This is a genomic window from Mycobacterium sp. JS623, assembly GCF_000328565.1.
Lineage (GTDB): Bacteria > Actinomycetota > Actinomycetes > Mycobacteriales > Mycobacteriaceae > Mycobacterium.
Window position 1 is genome coordinate 3,368,992 of sequence record NC_019966.1, and the last position, 16,918, is coordinate 3,385,909.

Below are 16,918 nucleotides of genomic sequence, written 5' to 3' on the forward strand. Positions count from 1 at the left end.
ACTACGGTGGGCCGGTGACCGTCTATGCCATCGCCACGCTGAAGTTCACCGACCGCGACGCCTACAGCCGGTACCAGGCAGCGTTCATGGACGTCTTCCAGCGTTACTCGGGAACACTCCTCGCGGCCGACGAGGCGCCGCGGGTCATCGAAGGGGAGTGGGACCGGGACAAGGTCGTGTTGATGAGTTTTCCCGACGAGGCGTCGTTTCGCGAGTGGGCTGAATCGCCTGATTACCAACGGATTTCGGAAGACCGTCGGGCGGGTGCAGATACCGCGGTGGTGCTGGTGCAGGCTATCCGGGGATGACGACCGTGAGATCGTCACCCTGACGTTCGACACGCATGCCTGCGCGCCGAGCGACGGCCGCAACCTGTGCTGCATCGTCGGGCTCCGCTTTTGTCGTGGCCAGGGCGCGCGCCAGCCGACCTTTGTGCGCCTTGTTGAAGTGACTCACCACGGTGCGCGTGCCATCGGCACGCTCGGCCAACACGTCGACCTTGACGGCACCGGGCAGCCGACCGAGCGCGGCGTAGGAACCAGAGCGCAGATCGACGACGAGTTCAATCAACGCGAGATGCGCCAGCACGGGCTCCAGCAAGGGTCGCCATCGCGAAGCCAACGTTGGCCGCCCTGGCAGCTTCGAAGTCGCCGAGAGTCGATAGGCCGGCACGGCGTCGTCCGCGCGCAACAGTCCGAACAATGCGGAGCCGACCGCGAGCCGGCTTCGGGCACGGGTTGCGGATGCGCCGCGCAGCGACCCGACATCCAGCGCGTCGTAAAGAACGCCGGTGTAGCGGCCGATCGCGGGCATGGTTGCCGAGCTACGCAGGGCAGCATTGCGTTCGATCTCGGCGTGCTGCGAGGCGGAGATGCCCAGAGCCAGACGGCAGGCGGCGTGGTCGGCTGCAAGCTCGACGAGTTCGTCGACAAGAGACTCGCGCAACGGCCCGAGCTCAGGTGAACTGAGCGTCTCGAGTCGTAGCGGCGGTCCGTCACCCCCGACGTGCTTGGTCTCCGACGGCGGCAGCAGCACGATCACGGTCGTGACGCTAGCCGAGGGCGAGAACCGTCACCGCCCCCAAGCGCCGGCTCAGGCCGGCGCGGGCAGATCTGCGGGCGCCGGTGGCGCCATCTCCGGGGCAGGCGCGGGCGGTGCCATCTCGGGGGCAGGCGCGGGCGGCGCCATCTCCGGGGGCGGAACCTCCCCAGCCATCAACACGATCGGAGCCTCAGGAGCGGGTGGCGGCACCATCTCGGGCGCGGGCGGCATGAACGGCATGCCCTCGGGGGCCGGCATCGCATCGGGCGCGGGCGGGACGTCCTCGGGCGCCAGCGGCAGGTACATGTGGTGGCTGAACTGCCCCTGGAAGGCGCCACCGCCACCGATCCGTACTCCGCCGCCCTCACCGGAGGAGACGGGCGTGCCGTCGGGCAGCGTGGCTGCGGTGTGACCGCCGTTCCAGCCGACATTGAGTGCGCCGGGCTGCGTGCCGTATTGGAAGCCGCGGGCCAGCAGGGCCCTCTCGATATTGCCGGTGTTGAACCGGTCGCCGTAGATCGGCCGGCCCGTTGCCGCATTCGCGACCCACGAAACCAGGCCCGAGCAGTCCGTGCCCCTGGGGGAGTCCCCGCCGGAGATGTACGGTGTGCCCGAAACCGAGCTCACAAGCGTCAACAGCGTTACGGTAGCAAACATGCGGCCGGACGCTACTAGAGGGTTTTGTAACGCACCAAAATCTGTGATGCCCTTCACAACTCGCGTCTCCAGCGGGTTGGTTCACGAAATGTCGCAGACTGACAAATGGACCAATCCGGAACCGCCGCTTTGGAATTCAGAAGTACCCGCTGGTAGCCGCATGTAGTTACACGCGCAAACACACGTCGGCGAAGGCCATACCGATATGGAAGCGTTGCGAGTTCGTGTTAGAGATCGGTCAGATCGGGTAGGCCGAAAGCCGCAGTTGAGTGGCGGGTATCACATTTCAAGATCATGAAATGTGGCCTGGGCCACAGCGAAATGCCGCTTCAAAACGCCGGGTATGCGGGCATTCACGGTACCGCGAGTCCGCAGCGCAGCTGTCAGCTCGCCTCGCGTTAAATGGGAATTGCCTAACACCAAGTAGTTACGTTCTTAAGGTTCACATTCCGTATTCAAATACCCTCTCGCACAGGGAAGTAAGATCTCCCCTATCTGAAAGTCTTTGTATTACACAGCGTTACATGTTTACGAATAACCAAGAAGCAGTGGCACGCGCTGCTCGGCGTCTGTCAGCGAACCGTGTTGGCCGATCAGTGCCGACAACAGTGGTTCGGTGGTGCGCCGCATGATGCCGGCCCTTCCTCGGGCCGCCGCGACGACATCGCCGATACGAAACCGCGCGTCATCGCCGACCCGGTCGCCAAACCATCCCGCCGCGATCGCTTCGTCGCGCGACGCCACCCATGCCCGCTGCCCCAACGTTTCTCGCCACGCGGCGAGGACCGCATCCGCCGCGCCGTCGGCGACGTAGACGTGCCGAGCGCGCGGCTCGCCACCAATGGCGTCGACGCCGTCCAGCAGTGACTCGCTGGCGTCGATGTCGACGACCTGCGACGCGTCGATCGACACCATGCCGTGGTCGGCGACGACGGCCAGCAAAGCGCCGCGCGGCAAGCCGTCCACGATGGACTCGACCAGCCGGTCGACCTGGCGCAGCTGCATCCGCCATGCCGGCGCCCCAGGGCCGTTGATGTGTCCGAGCAGGTCGAGCTCTGAGTGGTAGCCGTAGCAGAAACCGCCGTCGATGACCGCCGACCGCACACATGCGGCGAGGTCGCCGAGTGCGTGTACGCCGACATAGCGGGCGCCGCGCAGCACGGCGCGGGTCAGGCCTGACGCGCTGAATTGCGCGCCGGAGATGACGCTGACCGCGATGCCGGTCGCGGCGGCGCGCTCAAACGTCGTCGGCATCGGCTGGACCTGCTCCGGTGGGACCTTCTCGCGCAGGTCACGCCCCGTCGGGTGTGGTCGCCATCCGAGGGCGTTGACCACATCGGCACCGGGCAGTCGAAATGAGAGGCCGACCATCCCGTGCTCACCCGAGCGACATCCGGTACCGATCGCCGCCAGTCCTGCCACGGTGGTGGACGGGAATCCGACCCCGAGCGTCCGTCCCCGCAGGGCGGCCAAGACTGGCGCGTCCGCGGCGTAGGAATCCAAGAGTTCCGCGCCCAGTCCGTCGATGAGCAGCACGCACGCGCCGGTGACCTCGCCTGGGAGGGGAATCGCGCCGTCGAATCCCGCGACGCCCATCGCGGCCAGCACCGACGGCACCACGTCGGCCAGGTGCGGGAGGTCAGGATCCGGCGTCGGCAGGTCCACAGCGCGAGCCTGCCATAGCACCGCACCGCGCCGCGGTCACGTGGCTTCGATTGTCTTTTTGATCGCGGCGATGCCTGCGGTCATCATTTCGTCCACATTCGGCGCCAGTTCGTCGGGCAGCAGGTCGGTGGGTGCGCGACCATGCCGTTCGCGAACGTGACGATGCGCGCGGTGCCTTCCATCCTCGTGTCGGCAACAAATCCGGCGGCCAGCCGAGTGTGCAGCGCTCCGACATCCCTCAGCGCGTCCCACGCCTGTTCGGGCGAGGCATGGATTTGTCCTTCCTTACGAATCGTCGCCATGGCGCCATCCTGCAAGGCCCCACCGACATGTCCGAGGTATTTGACAACGCAATGACCGTGCGGGACACCTTTACTGAACCTTGACCGCGCATTGAATCGCCTTCCTGACGATGACGACGTGACTACGCTTCAAACGGTGGAGCTGGGGGTTTTGGGGACTCTGCAGGTCCGGCAGTATGGCCTGCCGGTCGCCATTCCCGGCGCCAAGCCCCGCGCCATTCTGACGATGCTCGGACTGCACGGCGGCGGGGTCGTCTCGGCGGACACACTCGTTGAGCTGCTGTGGGGCGATGATCCGCCACGCACCGCGGCCAAAGCACTGCAAACCCACATCTCCTCGCTGCGGCGCACCCTTGGTGACGGCTGTGTGTTGACCGAGGGCGCCGGCTGGGTCCTCAACACCACCGAGACTGATGCCACGCGTTACAAGCTGGCCGCTCGGCTGGGTCGCGACGCGGTCGCCGCTGGAGACCCGAGTCAAGCGATCGCCCGCTTCGACGAGGCGCTGGCTCTCTGGCGCGGTATCCCCGAATTGCCCGATGGCCCGCGCGGTGTATCCGAGAAAACACGATGGATCGAGGGGCACGCGGCCCTCGTCGAAGACAGGGCCGATGCACTGCTTGCGACCGGCCGTGCAGCAGAGATCATCGGCGAACTCGAAGCTGCCGTGGCAGACGCGCCGCTTCGTGAAAGGCGTTGGGGCCAGCTGATGCTCGCTCTCTACCGCGCTGGCAGGCAGGGAGAGGCGCTTGGCGCTTACCAACGCGCACGATCCCTGCTGGCCGACGAGCTGGGCGTCGACCCCGGACCGGAGTTGCGTCGGCTCGAGGCCGCCATCATCACACAGGACGCCGCATTGGAAGTCCCTGCGTCACAGCAGCTCTCCGCGGTGACCCGGGCGGTGACCTTCCTACTCACCGACATCGAGGGTTCGACCGCCGCATGGGAGGCGGACGCCGACGCGATGGCGGCCGCACTCGCGAGACACGACGAGATCGTCGAGCAGGTTGTCACATCGCGCGGCGGACGGCTCATCAAGACGCGTGGTGAGGGTGATGCGACATTCTCCGTGTTTGATCGGCCGTCGGCCGCGGCTGGGGCGGCGATCGAGCTGCAGGAAGCGATCTTTCACGAGCCGTGGGTATTGGCAGAGCCGATGCGCATCCGCGTAGCGCTGCACACCGGCGAGGTCGAGCTGCGGGACGGCGACTACTTCGGCCGGGCGGTCAACCGGGCCGCCCGACTGCGGTCGCTGGCAGCCGGGGGCCAAATCCTATGTTCAGGTGCTACAGCCGAACTCGTCATCGACTCGCTTCGAGACGACGTCGTGCTGGCCGACCTCGGGACGCGTCAGCTCAAGAACCTTGCCCGCCCCGAACACGTCTACGAACTTCGGTTGGATGCCAGTGACGAATCCCGTGCCCCCGCAACGGACACACCCATCGAACGACCAGCGCTGCCAGCCGTTTTGGCCGGCCCCGGGCCTTTCGTCGGGCGGGACAGCGAACTCGAGCAGCTGGTGTCGATTTGGCAGGCCACACTTGCCGCTGGCACGCGCGCGGTGATGATCGCCGGGGAGCCCGGCGTAGGAAAGACACGTCTGGCGGGTGAATGGTCCCGCCACGCCTACGACGGGGGTGCGGTCGTCCTCTACGGCCGTTGCGATGAGGACCTCGGCGCGCCGTACCAGCCGTTCGCAGAAGCCCTGCGTGCGCTCGCACCTTGTCTCGGCGCCAACCGGATTCGCGGATTGCGCGGTGTCGAAGCACTGCTTCCACTGGTGCCGGCACTAAGCGAGTTGTTACCCGATCTGGCCGCGCCGCCACACGCCGACGCGGACACCGAACGCTACGCGCTGTTCGATGCTGTCGTCGCACTGCTGGGCGTTGCCTCAGACATCGCACCGGTCGTGCTCGTCCTCGATGACCTCCATTGGGCGGCCAAGCCCACGCTTTTGCTGTTACGACATCTCCTTCGCTTCGGCGAGCACGCCCGCGTACAGATCGTCGGCACGTATCGCAGTACCGATCTCGACCGCTCCCACCCGCTCGCGGCCATGCTCGCCGACCTTCACCGCGACGGCTCCGATAATCGCCTTCAGTTGCGCGGTCTAGGCGAGGACGACGTGAGTGCCTACGTTGCCGAAGCCGGCTACGACGACCAGGAGCTGGCCCGGGCGTTGGCGACGGTCACCGGCGGAAATCCGTTCTTCCTCATCGAGGCGCTGCGCCATGTGGACGAAAGTGGCGGCCGTTGGGACCCGAGCACTTTGCCGCAAGGGGTTCGAGAAGCTATAAGCCGCAGACTTTCTCGGTTGCCGGAGGAGACCAACAAGGCCCTGGCCGCTGCCGCGGTGGTGGGCAGCCGGTTTGCGCTCGATCTGGTCGAGCGGGTGGTCGGCAACGACCTCGTCGACGCTTTCGACGGAGCGTCCAAAGCCGGCATCGTCATTGAAGAATCCGGCGGCCGTTACCGTTTCAACCACGCCATCGTCCGCCAGTCGCTGCTCGCCGAACTGGCGTCGGTGCGCCGCATGCGATTACACCAGCGCATCGCGGCGACGCTCGAAGCCGAGTCCGGTGCCGAAGACGAACGACTGGCCGAATTGGCGTATCACTACTTCGAATGTGCATGGGCAGGAAACGCGCCGAAGGCGGTCGAGTACTGCAGGCGTGCAGCAGAGCAGGCGATGGCCCGCCTCGCCTACGAAGGCGCGGCCGACCTGTACGACCGGGCGCTGCACGCGCTCGAGGAGCTCGATGACGAGCTGCCCGACCGCGCCGACCAACAGGCCGAACTGCTGGTGGCGCGGTGTGAGGCGCTACTAGCCGCGGGTGACGTCGCGTCGGCGGCAGGCGCGGTGTCGCAACTGCAAGAAGCAGCAGGCGATTCCGCCAGGCTCGCGGCCTGGGGCACGTGTTTCGACGGTCAGCTCTCGATGCTCACCCACCCCGAGCGCTTGGACGAGGTCGAATCCGCGCTTGCCGTCGCCGCCGAGGAGCTGGCCATACTCGACGATGCGGCGGGGGAGGCCAAGGCGCACACCGTTCGCGCCGGATGTCTGGCACGCCTCGGTCGCATCGGCGACTGCGAAATGGCGCTGGACCACGCGCTGACCGCGGCGCGGCGCGCACGTGACCACCGACGGGTGAACGCGGTGCTAGCGGGAGCGCCACTCGCGGCGTTATGGGGTCCAAACCCGGTGCCGCGCGCGGGCGGACGGTGTCTCGATGTGGTGCGGCTGCTTCGCATCACAACGGGGTCGGCCGTCGTCGAGGCAACGTCGACGAGATGCCAGGGCGTGCTGGACGCATTTCGAGGTCGCCCCGAGGCCGGCCGACGCCTGATCGACTCGGCCCGACGCGCGTTGAACGACCTTGGCATGCGCCACGCGTTACTCGAGGTTGAGCAGTTCGCAGGCATTGTCGAATTGGTAGCCGACGAACCCGCGTCTGCCGAGACGCACCTACGGCAGGCCTACGACGGCTTCCGGCGCATGCGCCTCGATGCGGATACGGCCGAGACCGCCGCTTTGTTGGCACGCGCTTGCCTGGCACTAGACAGAGACGCCGATGCCGACGAATTATGCACGGAGAGTGAACGTCTGGCCGGTCATGCGCTGAAGGCATCGATGACCTGGCGGATGGTTCGGGCACAGCTGTTGGCGCGAAACGGCGCTCACGACGCGGCCCGACAGGTGGCCGAGGAGGCTGTCGCTATTGCTGCGGGCACTGACGCTCTGGTCGACCATGGCGATGCCTGCTTGGCGCTGGCCACGGTGTTGGATATCGTCGGCGACCTCGCGGGTGCGCAAGCAGCGGCCGCGCAGGCTGCCGAGTTGTATGAGCGGAAAGGCGCAGCGGCACTTGCCGACAAGGCACGCCGCCTTCTCAGCGGACGTGACGTTCCGGCGCTCGCTCCCACCCTCGATACCCCGGCCGTGAAGCTCGACAACCTTTGCGTCCGGGTGATGCATGAGCTGGAATCTGCCTTCGAACGCGAGGACTGGGACGAGTGCGAGAAAACCTATGCGCCCGACGTCTTCGTCGAGAGTCGGCGCAAGGTGGTCGGCTTCACGCAGACCGATCTTCGGCCAGGCGACTGGCCACGAGTTGCCAGACATCTTCGCGAAGGATGGGCGTGGCAGCGTTGGACAATCATCGCCGTCCGAGGCGAGCGCCTGGCCCTCACTCGACTCGACCTCGGCACCGATGACGCGAGCCCCGGAGCGCCGCACGAGGAGATGCTCGTTTTATGCGGTCTCGACGAGGACGGTCGGATCGCACTGCAGGTGATGTTCGATGTCGATGACATCGACGCTGCGATGGCCGAGCTGGACGCTGCGCACGCCCGGTTCGAGGCGCAAAGTTCTCGAGCGCCTCTCGAAAACGCCGCGAGTCGCGGCATCGACCGCTATACGGCACTTTTCGCAAGTGGTCAGTGGGATGAGATTGGCACACTGCTCGCCGACAACGTCCGGATTGAAGACCGTCGGCAGGGCCTCCGCGGCGAGACCAACGGCCGTGCGGGCGCGGTCGCCGAGGCACGGGCGTTGGCCGCGCTGGGCGTAGACAGGATCACCTCAACGCCGGTGGCACTTCGCGGCGATTGTTTATGCCTCGCCTACGGGCGCGTCGAGGCCAGCGACGACCTGGCCGACGCGTTCCACTTTGAAGCGCTCATGATCGTAGAATTAGACAGCGACGGACTTTTCGTGAGCAGGACCAATTTCGACCCCGAAGATATCGACACCGCTATCGCCGAACTCGATGCGCGATACCTCACCGGTGAAGCGGCACCGTATCCAGGCGTCTGGCAGAGCGTGATGGATACGCTTGGCGAAGCGAATCGTCATGAGCTGGGACCCATCATGGGCGGACTCACGTACGTCGATCATCGCCGGGTTTCGTTCGGGTCTAATGACTTCGGGCGGGCGGTTGAGGAGTTGTGGGCGCTCGTGCCCGACGCCCGGTATCGGGTGACGGCAATACATGCGCTTGACGCCCACGGCACCGTTGCCAGCCTCGTCATCGAAGGCACCGACACTCGTGGGAATGAACTGCAGTGGCCTCGCATCGTTGCGCTTGTTCCCGACGAACAGCGGATGGAGGTGTACGACGAGGACGACCTCGACGCGGCGCTCGCCATGTTCGAACAGCTCAGCCGACCGGCGCCACGGCTGGAAAACACGGCAAGCCAAGTGACCGACCGCTTCCTAGAGCGATTCGCCGCAGGCGACTGGGAAGCCATGGCGCAGATGGTGATTAACGACATCAGCTTCGACGACCGTCGTCGGGTGGTGAACGCCGACCTGCAGATCGGACGGGATCTCTTCATCGACAACCTTCGGGCGGCAGCCGATCTCGGCGCCACCCAAACAGCGAATGCCATAGCGACCCGTGGAGATCGCGTCATCCTCGCGCGCGCTCGATTCTCGCGCGGCGATGGAAGCGCGGACGAGTTCGGCCTCGATTTCCTGAACATTGTCGAGGTCGATGCCGAAGAACGGATCGCGGCAACAGTGACGTTCGACCTCGATGACATCGACGCCGCCTTTGAAGAACTCGAAACCCGCTATATCGCCGGCGAAGCCGCCGCCCATGCGCATACCTGGTCACTCATAACGGAGCAAGCCGCGGCTCTGAATCGGCGTGAAATACGGCCGCCGCCAACCGACTTCGTGAACATCGACCATCGCCGCGTGATCGCCTTCCCGCCCGGTGACCTTGTGCCGTACGTCCGCGCCACCTGGAATCAGATTCCCGACCTAAGCTTTCACATCGAGGCGGTGCATCGGCTAAGTGACCTCGGAGCCGTTTGCACGCTCGTGCTGAAAGGAACCTCACAAGAGGGCGTCGCCGCCGAGTGGCGGATCGTCGAGATCGTTACAGTCCAAGGCAACCTGGTCAACCGCACCGAAATCTTCGACGAAACCGACCTCGACGCTGGACTTGCGCGGTTCGGTGAACTCGACCGGCCAGCACAACGACTTGAGAACGCGGCGAGCCGAGTGGCTAACCGCTTGCGCGCCTGCTTCGAGGCGCGTGACTGGGACGCCATCTCCGAAATACTCGCCCGGGACATATCAACAGACGACCGTAGACGGATAGTGGGCGCAGGCATTCGAAAGGGAAGAGACGCCGAGATCGCAAGCCTGCGTGCCGCTGCTGATGTAGGTACAAATAAGGCTTCGGCGACGGTGGTGGCGACACGCGGCGAACGCCTTGCGCTCATTCGAGCCTGCTTTTCGGGAGGCGACCAGGATCCGTGGTCGTTCCACGCCGAGGTGATTGCCGTTGTGGAAACCACCGAGGACATTCGCATCGCGAGGGTCGCCATCTTCGAACCCGACGACTTCGACGCGGCCTTCGCAGAACTCGAAGCGCGATACCGTGCAGGCGAAGGGGTCGCTCACGCGCACACATGGTTGGTAGTCGTGGGCGCGCACGCCGCGCTCAACCGCCAAGAGCTACCGCCGACGACACCGGACTGGGTGAACATCGACCATCGTAGGGCGACAGCATTGCGCACCGGTGACCTGTTCGCCTATATCCGTTCCGCGTGGGACCTGATGCCGGACATTCATGGCTACATCGAGGTCGCGCACCAGTTGAACAGCCTGGGAGCGGTCGTCACTCATGTGATTACTGGGACTTCAAAGGAGGGCGTCGCCGCGATGTGGCGGCAGATCAACGTCCTCACCGTCGACGGCGACCGGTTCAATCGCATCGAGCTGTTCGACGAGTCAGACCTCGACGCCGCGCTCGCGCGCTTCGACGAACTCGGTCGGCCGCCGCGGCGGCTTGAGAACACCGCCGCCCAGAGCACCGCGCGTATGCAGGCCAATTTCATGGCTCGCGACTGGGCCGCCCTAACCGGAATGCTGGCCGACGATTACTACGTAGACGATCGCCGGCACGTAGTCAGCGACGTGCTCCGGCAGGGGCGCGACGTCGCGCTGGCAAGCATGCGAGCGATGGCAGACGTCGGAGTCGAGTCCACGACGGTCGACGTCATAGCAACCCGCGGTGCGCGACTCGTCCTTATTCGTACCCGATGGTCTGGCCACGATCACCGGTCCGATGACTTCCATACCGAGGTGCTCGCAATCGTTGAGGTAGAGGCCAACAATCGGATGGCGGCCTGCGTCATGTTCGACCGCGACGACTTCGATGCCGCCTTCGAAGAACTCGATGCGCGATACATCGCCGGGGAAGCCGCAGCACACGCCCACACATGGTCGGTCATCGCGGATCACCATGACTTGTTCAACCGGCGCGAATTACCCCCGAACACACCAGAATTGCTCGACCATCGACCACTGGTAACGGTGGAAGCGGGTGATCCAACCGCGGAAATCCGTGCCATGTGGAATTTCACGCCGGACCTCAAGCTATTCATCGAGGCTGTGCATCGGCTGAGTGATGTCGGAGCTGTCTTCACGCAGGTCTCGCATGGCAGCTCGCAGCGAGGCTTCGACGCCGAATGGCGAGTCGTCGAACTTGTCACGGTCGACGACGACGCGGTGGACCACGCCGAGCTCTTCGACGAGTCAGACCTCGAATCCGCGCTTGCGAGGTTCGACGAACTCAGTCAGACGTTGCCGCGGCCCGAGAACGCGGCGAGCCGCGTATGCGCGCAGTTCCGGGCGGCTTTCGCTAATCGCGACTGGAGCGCCATGGCGGAGATGCTCTCCGGCGACCTATACAACGAGGACCGCAGGGCTGTCGTGAACGCAGGTATCCGACATGGTCAAGACTCCATGATCGAAGACTTACGGGCAGCAGTCGAGATCGGGGTCACCTATTTGTCGGCTACTGAAATCGCGACCCGTGGGGAGCGCCTGGTTCTCGTTCGTGGCGACGCAATTTACGACGAGCGCCCCGGAGCGTTTCGAACCGATCTCCTACAGATTGCCGAGATCGACGCGAACGACCGGATCGCCGCTCTCGTCATGTTTGACCCCGACGACATCGACGCGGCGTTCGAGGAACTCGAAACCCGCTATCTCGCAGGCGAAGCCGCAGCCCACACTCACACATGGTCAGTCATCACGCGAGCGTACGCCGTCCTCAACCGCCATGAGATGTACCCAGCCACAGCGGACTTGGTGAGCATCGACCACCGTCGCGGGGCAATGGCGTTCCCGCCCGGTGACCTCATTGAGTACATCCACGCCTCCTGGAATCAGATTCCGGACCTGACGTTCCATATCGAGGCTGTCCATCGGCTGAGCAACCTCGGAGCGGTCTACACGCAGGTGCTGAAAGGAAGTTCACAGGAGGGCTTCGCCGCCGAGTGGCGGATTGTCGAAATTGTGGCCACCGAAGGCGAACGGATAAGCCACGCAGAGATCTTCGACGAGGTGGACCTCGATGCGGCGATCGCCCGGTTTGAGGAGCTGCAACGAGGTGCCCAACGGCTGGAAAACACAGCAAGCCACGTGTACGACCGCTGCAACGCGTACTTCGCAGCCCGCGATTGGGACGCGATGGGAGCAGTATTCGCCGACGACGTTTCGACGGACGATCGCCGCCGCGTGGTGGGCGGGACAGTCCGACAGGGTCGGGAGGCCGTAAAGGACACGACCCGAGCGATCGCCGACTTCGGGATGACGAACCTGAGGTCGACCGTTATAGCCACCCGCGGAAGTCGACTCATCCTCGCGCGTGCCCACTTCACGGGTCCCGAGGAAGGGCCTGGGGCCTTCCGCACGGACATACTTGCCGTCGTCGAGATCAACGCCGACGAGCGGATCGCGACGCACATCGTGTTCGACCCTGACGACATCGACGCCGCCTTCGCGGAACTCGAAAAGCGCTATCTTGCAGGCGAAGCCGCCGCGCACGCTCGCGTTTGGTCGGTAGTGGCGGAGGCATATGCCGCGCTAAACCGGCACCAACTCCCAGCAACGACGCCTGCCTGGCAGAACGTTGACCGGAGACTGCTCGCAATGATTGAGGCAGGCGGTCTGACCGCATCCATCCGTGCCGGGTGGGAACTCTCGAAAGACAGCGGCATCTACATCGAAACCGTGCACAGATTAAGCACTCCCGGGGCAGTCGTGACCTGGGCCGCGCATGGAATTTCACACGAGGGCTTTGAGATCGAGCAGCGCGGGATCGGCCTAATGACGGTCGATGGCGACCTAATCAGTCGCTGCGACCTATTCGACGAGACGGAGCTCGATTCCGCGCTCGCGCGGTTCGAGGAACTGCGACGGCCGTCGCCGCGATCAAACACGGCAAGCCAAGTGTGCGAGCGCTTTCGGGCATCATTTGCGGCTCGGGACTGGGACGCGATGACCGACTCGCTAACCGACAACCTGTACAACGAGGATCGCCGACGAGTCGTGAACGCGGGCGTCCGACATGGTCGACACTCAGCGATCGAAGACTTGCGAGCGGCCGCCGAGTTCGGGGTGGCCTACCTGACCGCCGTCGATATCGCGAGCCGTGGGGAGCGCCTCATCCTCGTTCGCGGCGACGCACACTACGGCGAACGACGGGGGGCCTTCTACACAGATGTCCTACAAATTGCGGAGATCGACGCCGACGAACGGATCGCCGCGCTCGTCATGTTCGACCCCGACGACCTCGATGCTGCATTCGAGGAACTCGATGCTCGATATCTCGCCGGCGAAGCGGCAACGCACGCGCACACCTGGGCGCTCATTGCACGCACCTGGGTCGCGCTCAACAGGCACGAGGTACATGCGACGACGCCAGATTGGGTACACGTCGACCGTCGACCGCTCCCTATGTACGAGATGAGCGAATTGCCGGCATATCTCCGCGCCACATGGGATCTCACTCCGCAATCCACCACCTACATCGAGACTGTTCATCGACTTACCGACCTCGGAGCAGTCCTCACCAATGCTTCGCAGGGAACCTCAAATGAGGGCTTCGAAGTCGAATGGCGCTATGTCTGTGTCGTTACGTTCGAGGCTGACTTGATCAACCGGGCAGAAGTTTTCGAGGAAGCAGACCTCGACGACGCGCTAGTGCGATTCGACGAACTAGATCTGCCCGCGACGCGATTGGAAAACGCGGCGAGCCGAGCAGATGATCGTTTCTTCTCCTACTTCGCTGCGCGCGACTGGGATTCGATGGCCGACGCAATGTCGCAAGGCATGATCTGCGACGATCGTCGTCGCATAGTGAATGCCGGCATCCGGCGTGGTCGCGATGCCGAGATCACCAACATGCGGGAAATAGCGGAGACTGGGATCACGAATGTGACGCCGACTGTCGTCGCGACCCGCGGCGAGCGGCTGGTTCTCACACGGGCCCGCTACTCGGGCCGCGACCAAAGCGCCGGTGTATTCCGTGCCGAGTTACTCGACCTTGTCGAGACCAACGCCGAAAACCTGATCGTGGCATGTGTCTTGTTCGAGCCCGACGACATTGATGCGGCTTTCGAAGAACTCGACGCCCGCTACCTTGCCGGTGAAGCGGCCCCTCATACATGCACGTGGTCGCTCATCGCGCAGGGGTACGCCGCGATCAATCGGGGCGAAGTCCCGTCGATAACAGGACAATTCATCGACAGACGCCGGCTAGCGCCGGTTGACGGGGTGGACTTGAAGGCATACATCGCGGCAACGCTCGACCTCACCCCTGACATCACCGTTTACATCGAGGCCGTGCATCGGCTAACAGACCGCGGCGCGGTTGTTACCCATGTGGCGAAGGCGACGTCACAGGACGGCGCGGACACCGAGTGGCGAGTGGTCGACGTCTATTCGATCGAAAGCGACCGGATTGACCGTTGCGAGATGTTCGACGACATAGACATCGAAGCCGCACTCGCGAGCTTTGAGAAGCTCAATTCACCTGCGCCGCTTGAAAACGCCGCTACTCGGACTTGGACGCAACTAGCGGATACATTCAACCGCCGCGACGTGGACGACTTTCAGTCGCTGATTACCGAGGACTGCCATGCGGAGGATCGGCGAAAAGGTCTGCGCGCCTCGTTCGAGAGGTTGGCACCGCGCGACGCCGCGCAGGCGATGTTCGACGCCACCCCCAGCTGGCGATCGGAGGCGGACCTCGTCGCGATCAGGGGTGCTCATTTTGCGCTGATGCGCAACCGTTTCCGTGACACCGCCGAGCCCGACGTGCCGATCGCAGCGGAGTACTTGACGGTCGTGGAAGTCAGCGACGACGGCCTTCTGCGTCACTCCGTGAGGTTCGATCCTGAGGACATCAACGGCGCGATCGCTGAGCTGACGGCCCGCTGGATCGCATCAGGAGAGGTCGCACATCCCCAAGTCATCAAGGCGCACCTTAGGATTCTGCAGGAATTGAACCGCCACGACTGGGATGCGCACAACGCGAGCTTGGCCGGCGCCACATACGTCAACCATCGTCAACTGGGGACCGGCGAGACGGTCACCGACTTTGCCACGTCGGTCACCGCGGTTGTGTCGCTCATCCCGAACGTATGGGTAGAGCCATCCGAAATCCTCCGCTACTCGGCTTCCGGAGTTGTCGGCGACCTCGTAGCGAAGGGCACATCGCTTGACGGCGTCGAGATAGAGATCCCGATGGTGCTGCTGAGCTTCTTTGAAGGTAATCGCCTTACCCATTTCGAGCTCTTCGACGCCGACCAGCGCGAGCAGGCGCTAGCCCGATTCACGCAATTAAAAGGGGCCTAACCGTTGACATGCAGCCAGAGGGCTGCATATAGTCCGATATGCAGCCAATCAGCTGCATATCAAGGAAACGGAAGAGATGGACGAGGTATTCAGGGCGCTGGCTGACCCGAGCCGACGTCTTCTGCTCGACAGCCTCAATGCGCGCAACGGGCAGAACCTGCAGGAGTTGTGCGCGCGATTGTCGATGGCGCGGCAGTCGGTCAGCAAGCATCTTGCCGTCCTCGAAGCAGCCAACCTGGTCACCACCGTGTGGCGGGGGAGGGAAAAGCTGCACTACCTCAACGCAGAACCGATCAATGCGATCGCCGATCGCTGGATCACTCAGTACGACCGTCCGCGAGTACAGGCACTCGCGGACTTGAAAACAGCATTGGAGACCGAATCAATGAGCAGCAGTGGAGAATTCGTCTACACCACCTACATCCGGACCACGCCGGAAAAGTTGTGGCAGGCAATAACGGACCCCGCGTTCTCGCACCGCTACATGGGCCACGCGATGGTGTCCGACTTCCAGAAGGGGTCGACATACGCCTGGGAGGACCACGGACTCAAGATCGAACACCCCGAGCAGGTGATCCTCGAATCCGACCCGTATCGCCGGCTCGCCTTCACCTTCCACACGTTCGTCCCCGAACTAGCCACTGCCGTCGAACAACTCGACGAGAAGACGGTCGCCACCTGCGCGGCCGAACGACGCTCGAAGGTGTCGTTCGACCTCGAACCCGAGGGCGACATGGTCAAGCTCACCGTCATCCACGACGACTTCGGCCCGGACAGCACGGTGCTCGGCCTGATCTCCGGCGGCTGGCCATGGAAGCTCTCCAACCTCAAGACCGCCCTCGAACAGTCATGACCGCGATGCCCCGGGTGGCTGACCGGACGACCTTCCAAAACGAGCTTGACGCGCTGCGGGTCCGCGAAAAGGCGCATACGCGAGAGGGAGACGCGATCGCCGCGGCGCGCCGACGACTGCCGATGGTCGAAGTGGACGCGACGACGCCGCTGGTCGGGCCCGCCGGATCAGTCACACTGCTCGACGCGTGCGAAGGCCGCTCGCAATTGATCGCGTACTACTTCATGTGGCACACCGGCCATCCCGCCCCGGAACAGTGCGAAGGCTGCACATGGTGCACCACCCATGTCGCCGAGTTGTCCTACCTACATTCCCGCGACATTACCTACGCGGTGTTCTGCCAGGGTCCGTTCGACGAGAGCAGTCGCTACCGCGACTTCATGGGTTGGGAGATGCCCTGGTACTCGGCGCAAGACTCGCTCGACACGCTTCTCGTCGGACGCCAGAAGAACCTGATGCACATTGTGTGCTACCTCCGGGACGGCGACCGCGTGTTCGAGACCTACTGGACGAACTACCGCGGCGTCGAAGCCATGGACTACAGCTTCGCGCTGATGGACCTCAGCGCGTACGGACGCCAGGAGGAGTGGGAGGACTCACCACCCGGCTGGCCGATACGACCAATCTCGAACAACAATGAACGCGTGCGCATGAATGGACGACCGATCGCCCAGTGGTCCCGCCTCGAAGCGGGTCGCTCCGACGCGCTGAGCTGACTAGCGAAGGGAGACAAGGCAA

At 64.2% G+C, this 16,918-nt stretch carries 8 protein-coding genes; 4 read left to right on the forward strand and 4 right to left on the reverse strand.

From position 1 onward, the window contains the following. Positions 1 to 14: 14 nt before the first annotated feature. Positions 15 to 308 (forward strand): DUF1330 domain-containing protein, encoded by a 294-nt coding sequence (locus MYCSM_RS16595; RefSeq protein WP_015307321.1) that lies wholly within the window; start codon positions 15 to 17, stop codon positions 306 to 308. Here the strand turns inward: MYCSM_RS16595 and yaaA are convergent. The 4 genes from yaaA to MYCSM_RS16615 form a co-directional block, all read right to left on the reverse strand. Continuing rightward, positions 295 to 1,041 carry a peroxide stress protein YaaA gene (yaaA, locus tag MYCSM_RS16600; protein ID WP_015307322.1) on the reverse strand — a complete coding sequence of 249 codons (747 nt, stop codon included), beginning with the start codon at positions 1,039 to 1,041 and terminating at the stop codon, positions 295 to 297. The two genes, MYCSM_RS16595 and yaaA, sit on opposite strands and share 14 nt — an antisense overlap. A 51-nt stretch (positions 1,042 to 1,092) precedes the next feature. Then, positions 1,093 to 1,698: a glycoside hydrolase gene (locus tag MYCSM_RS16605; RefSeq protein WP_041312213.1), complete on the reverse strand. Its 606-nt coding sequence runs from the start codon at positions 1,696 to 1,698 to the stop codon at positions 1,093 to 1,095. A gap of 528 nt (positions 1,699 to 2,226) precedes the next feature. After that, on the reverse strand, positions 2,227 to 3,363 hold the full coding sequence (locus MYCSM_RS16610; RefSeq protein ID WP_015307324.1) for an alkaline phosphatase family protein: 1,137 nt from the start codon (positions 3,361 to 3,363) through the stop codon (positions 2,227 to 2,229). A gap of 83 nt (positions 3,364 to 3,446) precedes the next feature. Further along, entirely contained in the window at positions 3,447 to 3,665 is a 219-nt protein-coding gene (locus tag MYCSM_RS16615; RefSeq protein ID WP_015307325.1) for a polyketide cyclase / dehydrase and lipid transport, read from the reverse strand. A gap of 136 nt (positions 3,666 to 3,801) precedes the next feature. On the opposite strand from MYCSM_RS16615, the gene MYCSM_RS16620 reads away from it, so the two are divergent. From MYCSM_RS16620 to MYCSM_RS16630, 3 genes are all read left to right on the forward strand, one after another. Then, the gene (locus MYCSM_RS16620) at positions 3,802 to 15,327 is read left to right on the forward strand and encodes a BTAD domain-containing putative transcriptional regulator (RefSeq protein WP_015307326.1); all 11,526 of its coding nucleotides are present in this window, start codon (positions 3,802 to 3,804) and stop codon (positions 15,325 to 15,327) included. A 76-nt stretch (positions 15,328 to 15,403) separates the two neighbouring features. Beyond that, positions 15,404 to 16,180, forward strand: a complete 777-nt coding sequence (locus MYCSM_RS16625; protein ID WP_015307327.1) for an ArsR/SmtB family transcription factor — start codon at positions 15,404 to 15,406, stop codon at positions 16,178 to 16,180. Then, positions 16,177 to 16,896: a DUF899 family protein gene (locus MYCSM_RS16630; protein ID WP_015307328.1), complete on the forward strand. Its 720-nt coding sequence runs from the start codon at positions 16,177 to 16,179 to the stop codon at positions 16,894 to 16,896. The genes MYCSM_RS16625 and MYCSM_RS16630 overlap by 4 nt, the downstream gene beginning before the upstream one ends. Positions 16,897 to 16,918 lie beyond the last annotated feature (22 nt).

Excerpts from the sequence above, each read along its gene's own strand:
- MYCSM_RS16605 (WP_041312213.1), bottom strand. The coding sequence starts at position 1,698 with ATGTTTGCTACCGTAACGCTGTTGACGCTTGTGAGCTCGGTTTCGGGC.
- MYCSM_RS16615 (WP_015307325.1), bottom strand. The coding sequence starts at position 3,665 with ATGGCGACGATTCGTAAGGAAGGACAAATCCATGCCTCGCCCGAACAG.
- MYCSM_RS16625 (WP_015307327.1), top strand. The coding sequence starts at position 15,404 with ATGGACGAGGTATTCAGGGCGCTGGCTGACCCGAGCCGACGTCTTCTG.
- MYCSM_RS16630 (WP_015307328.1), top strand. The coding sequence starts at position 16,177 with ATGACCGCGATGCCCCGGGTGGCTGACCGGACGACCTTCCAAAACGAG.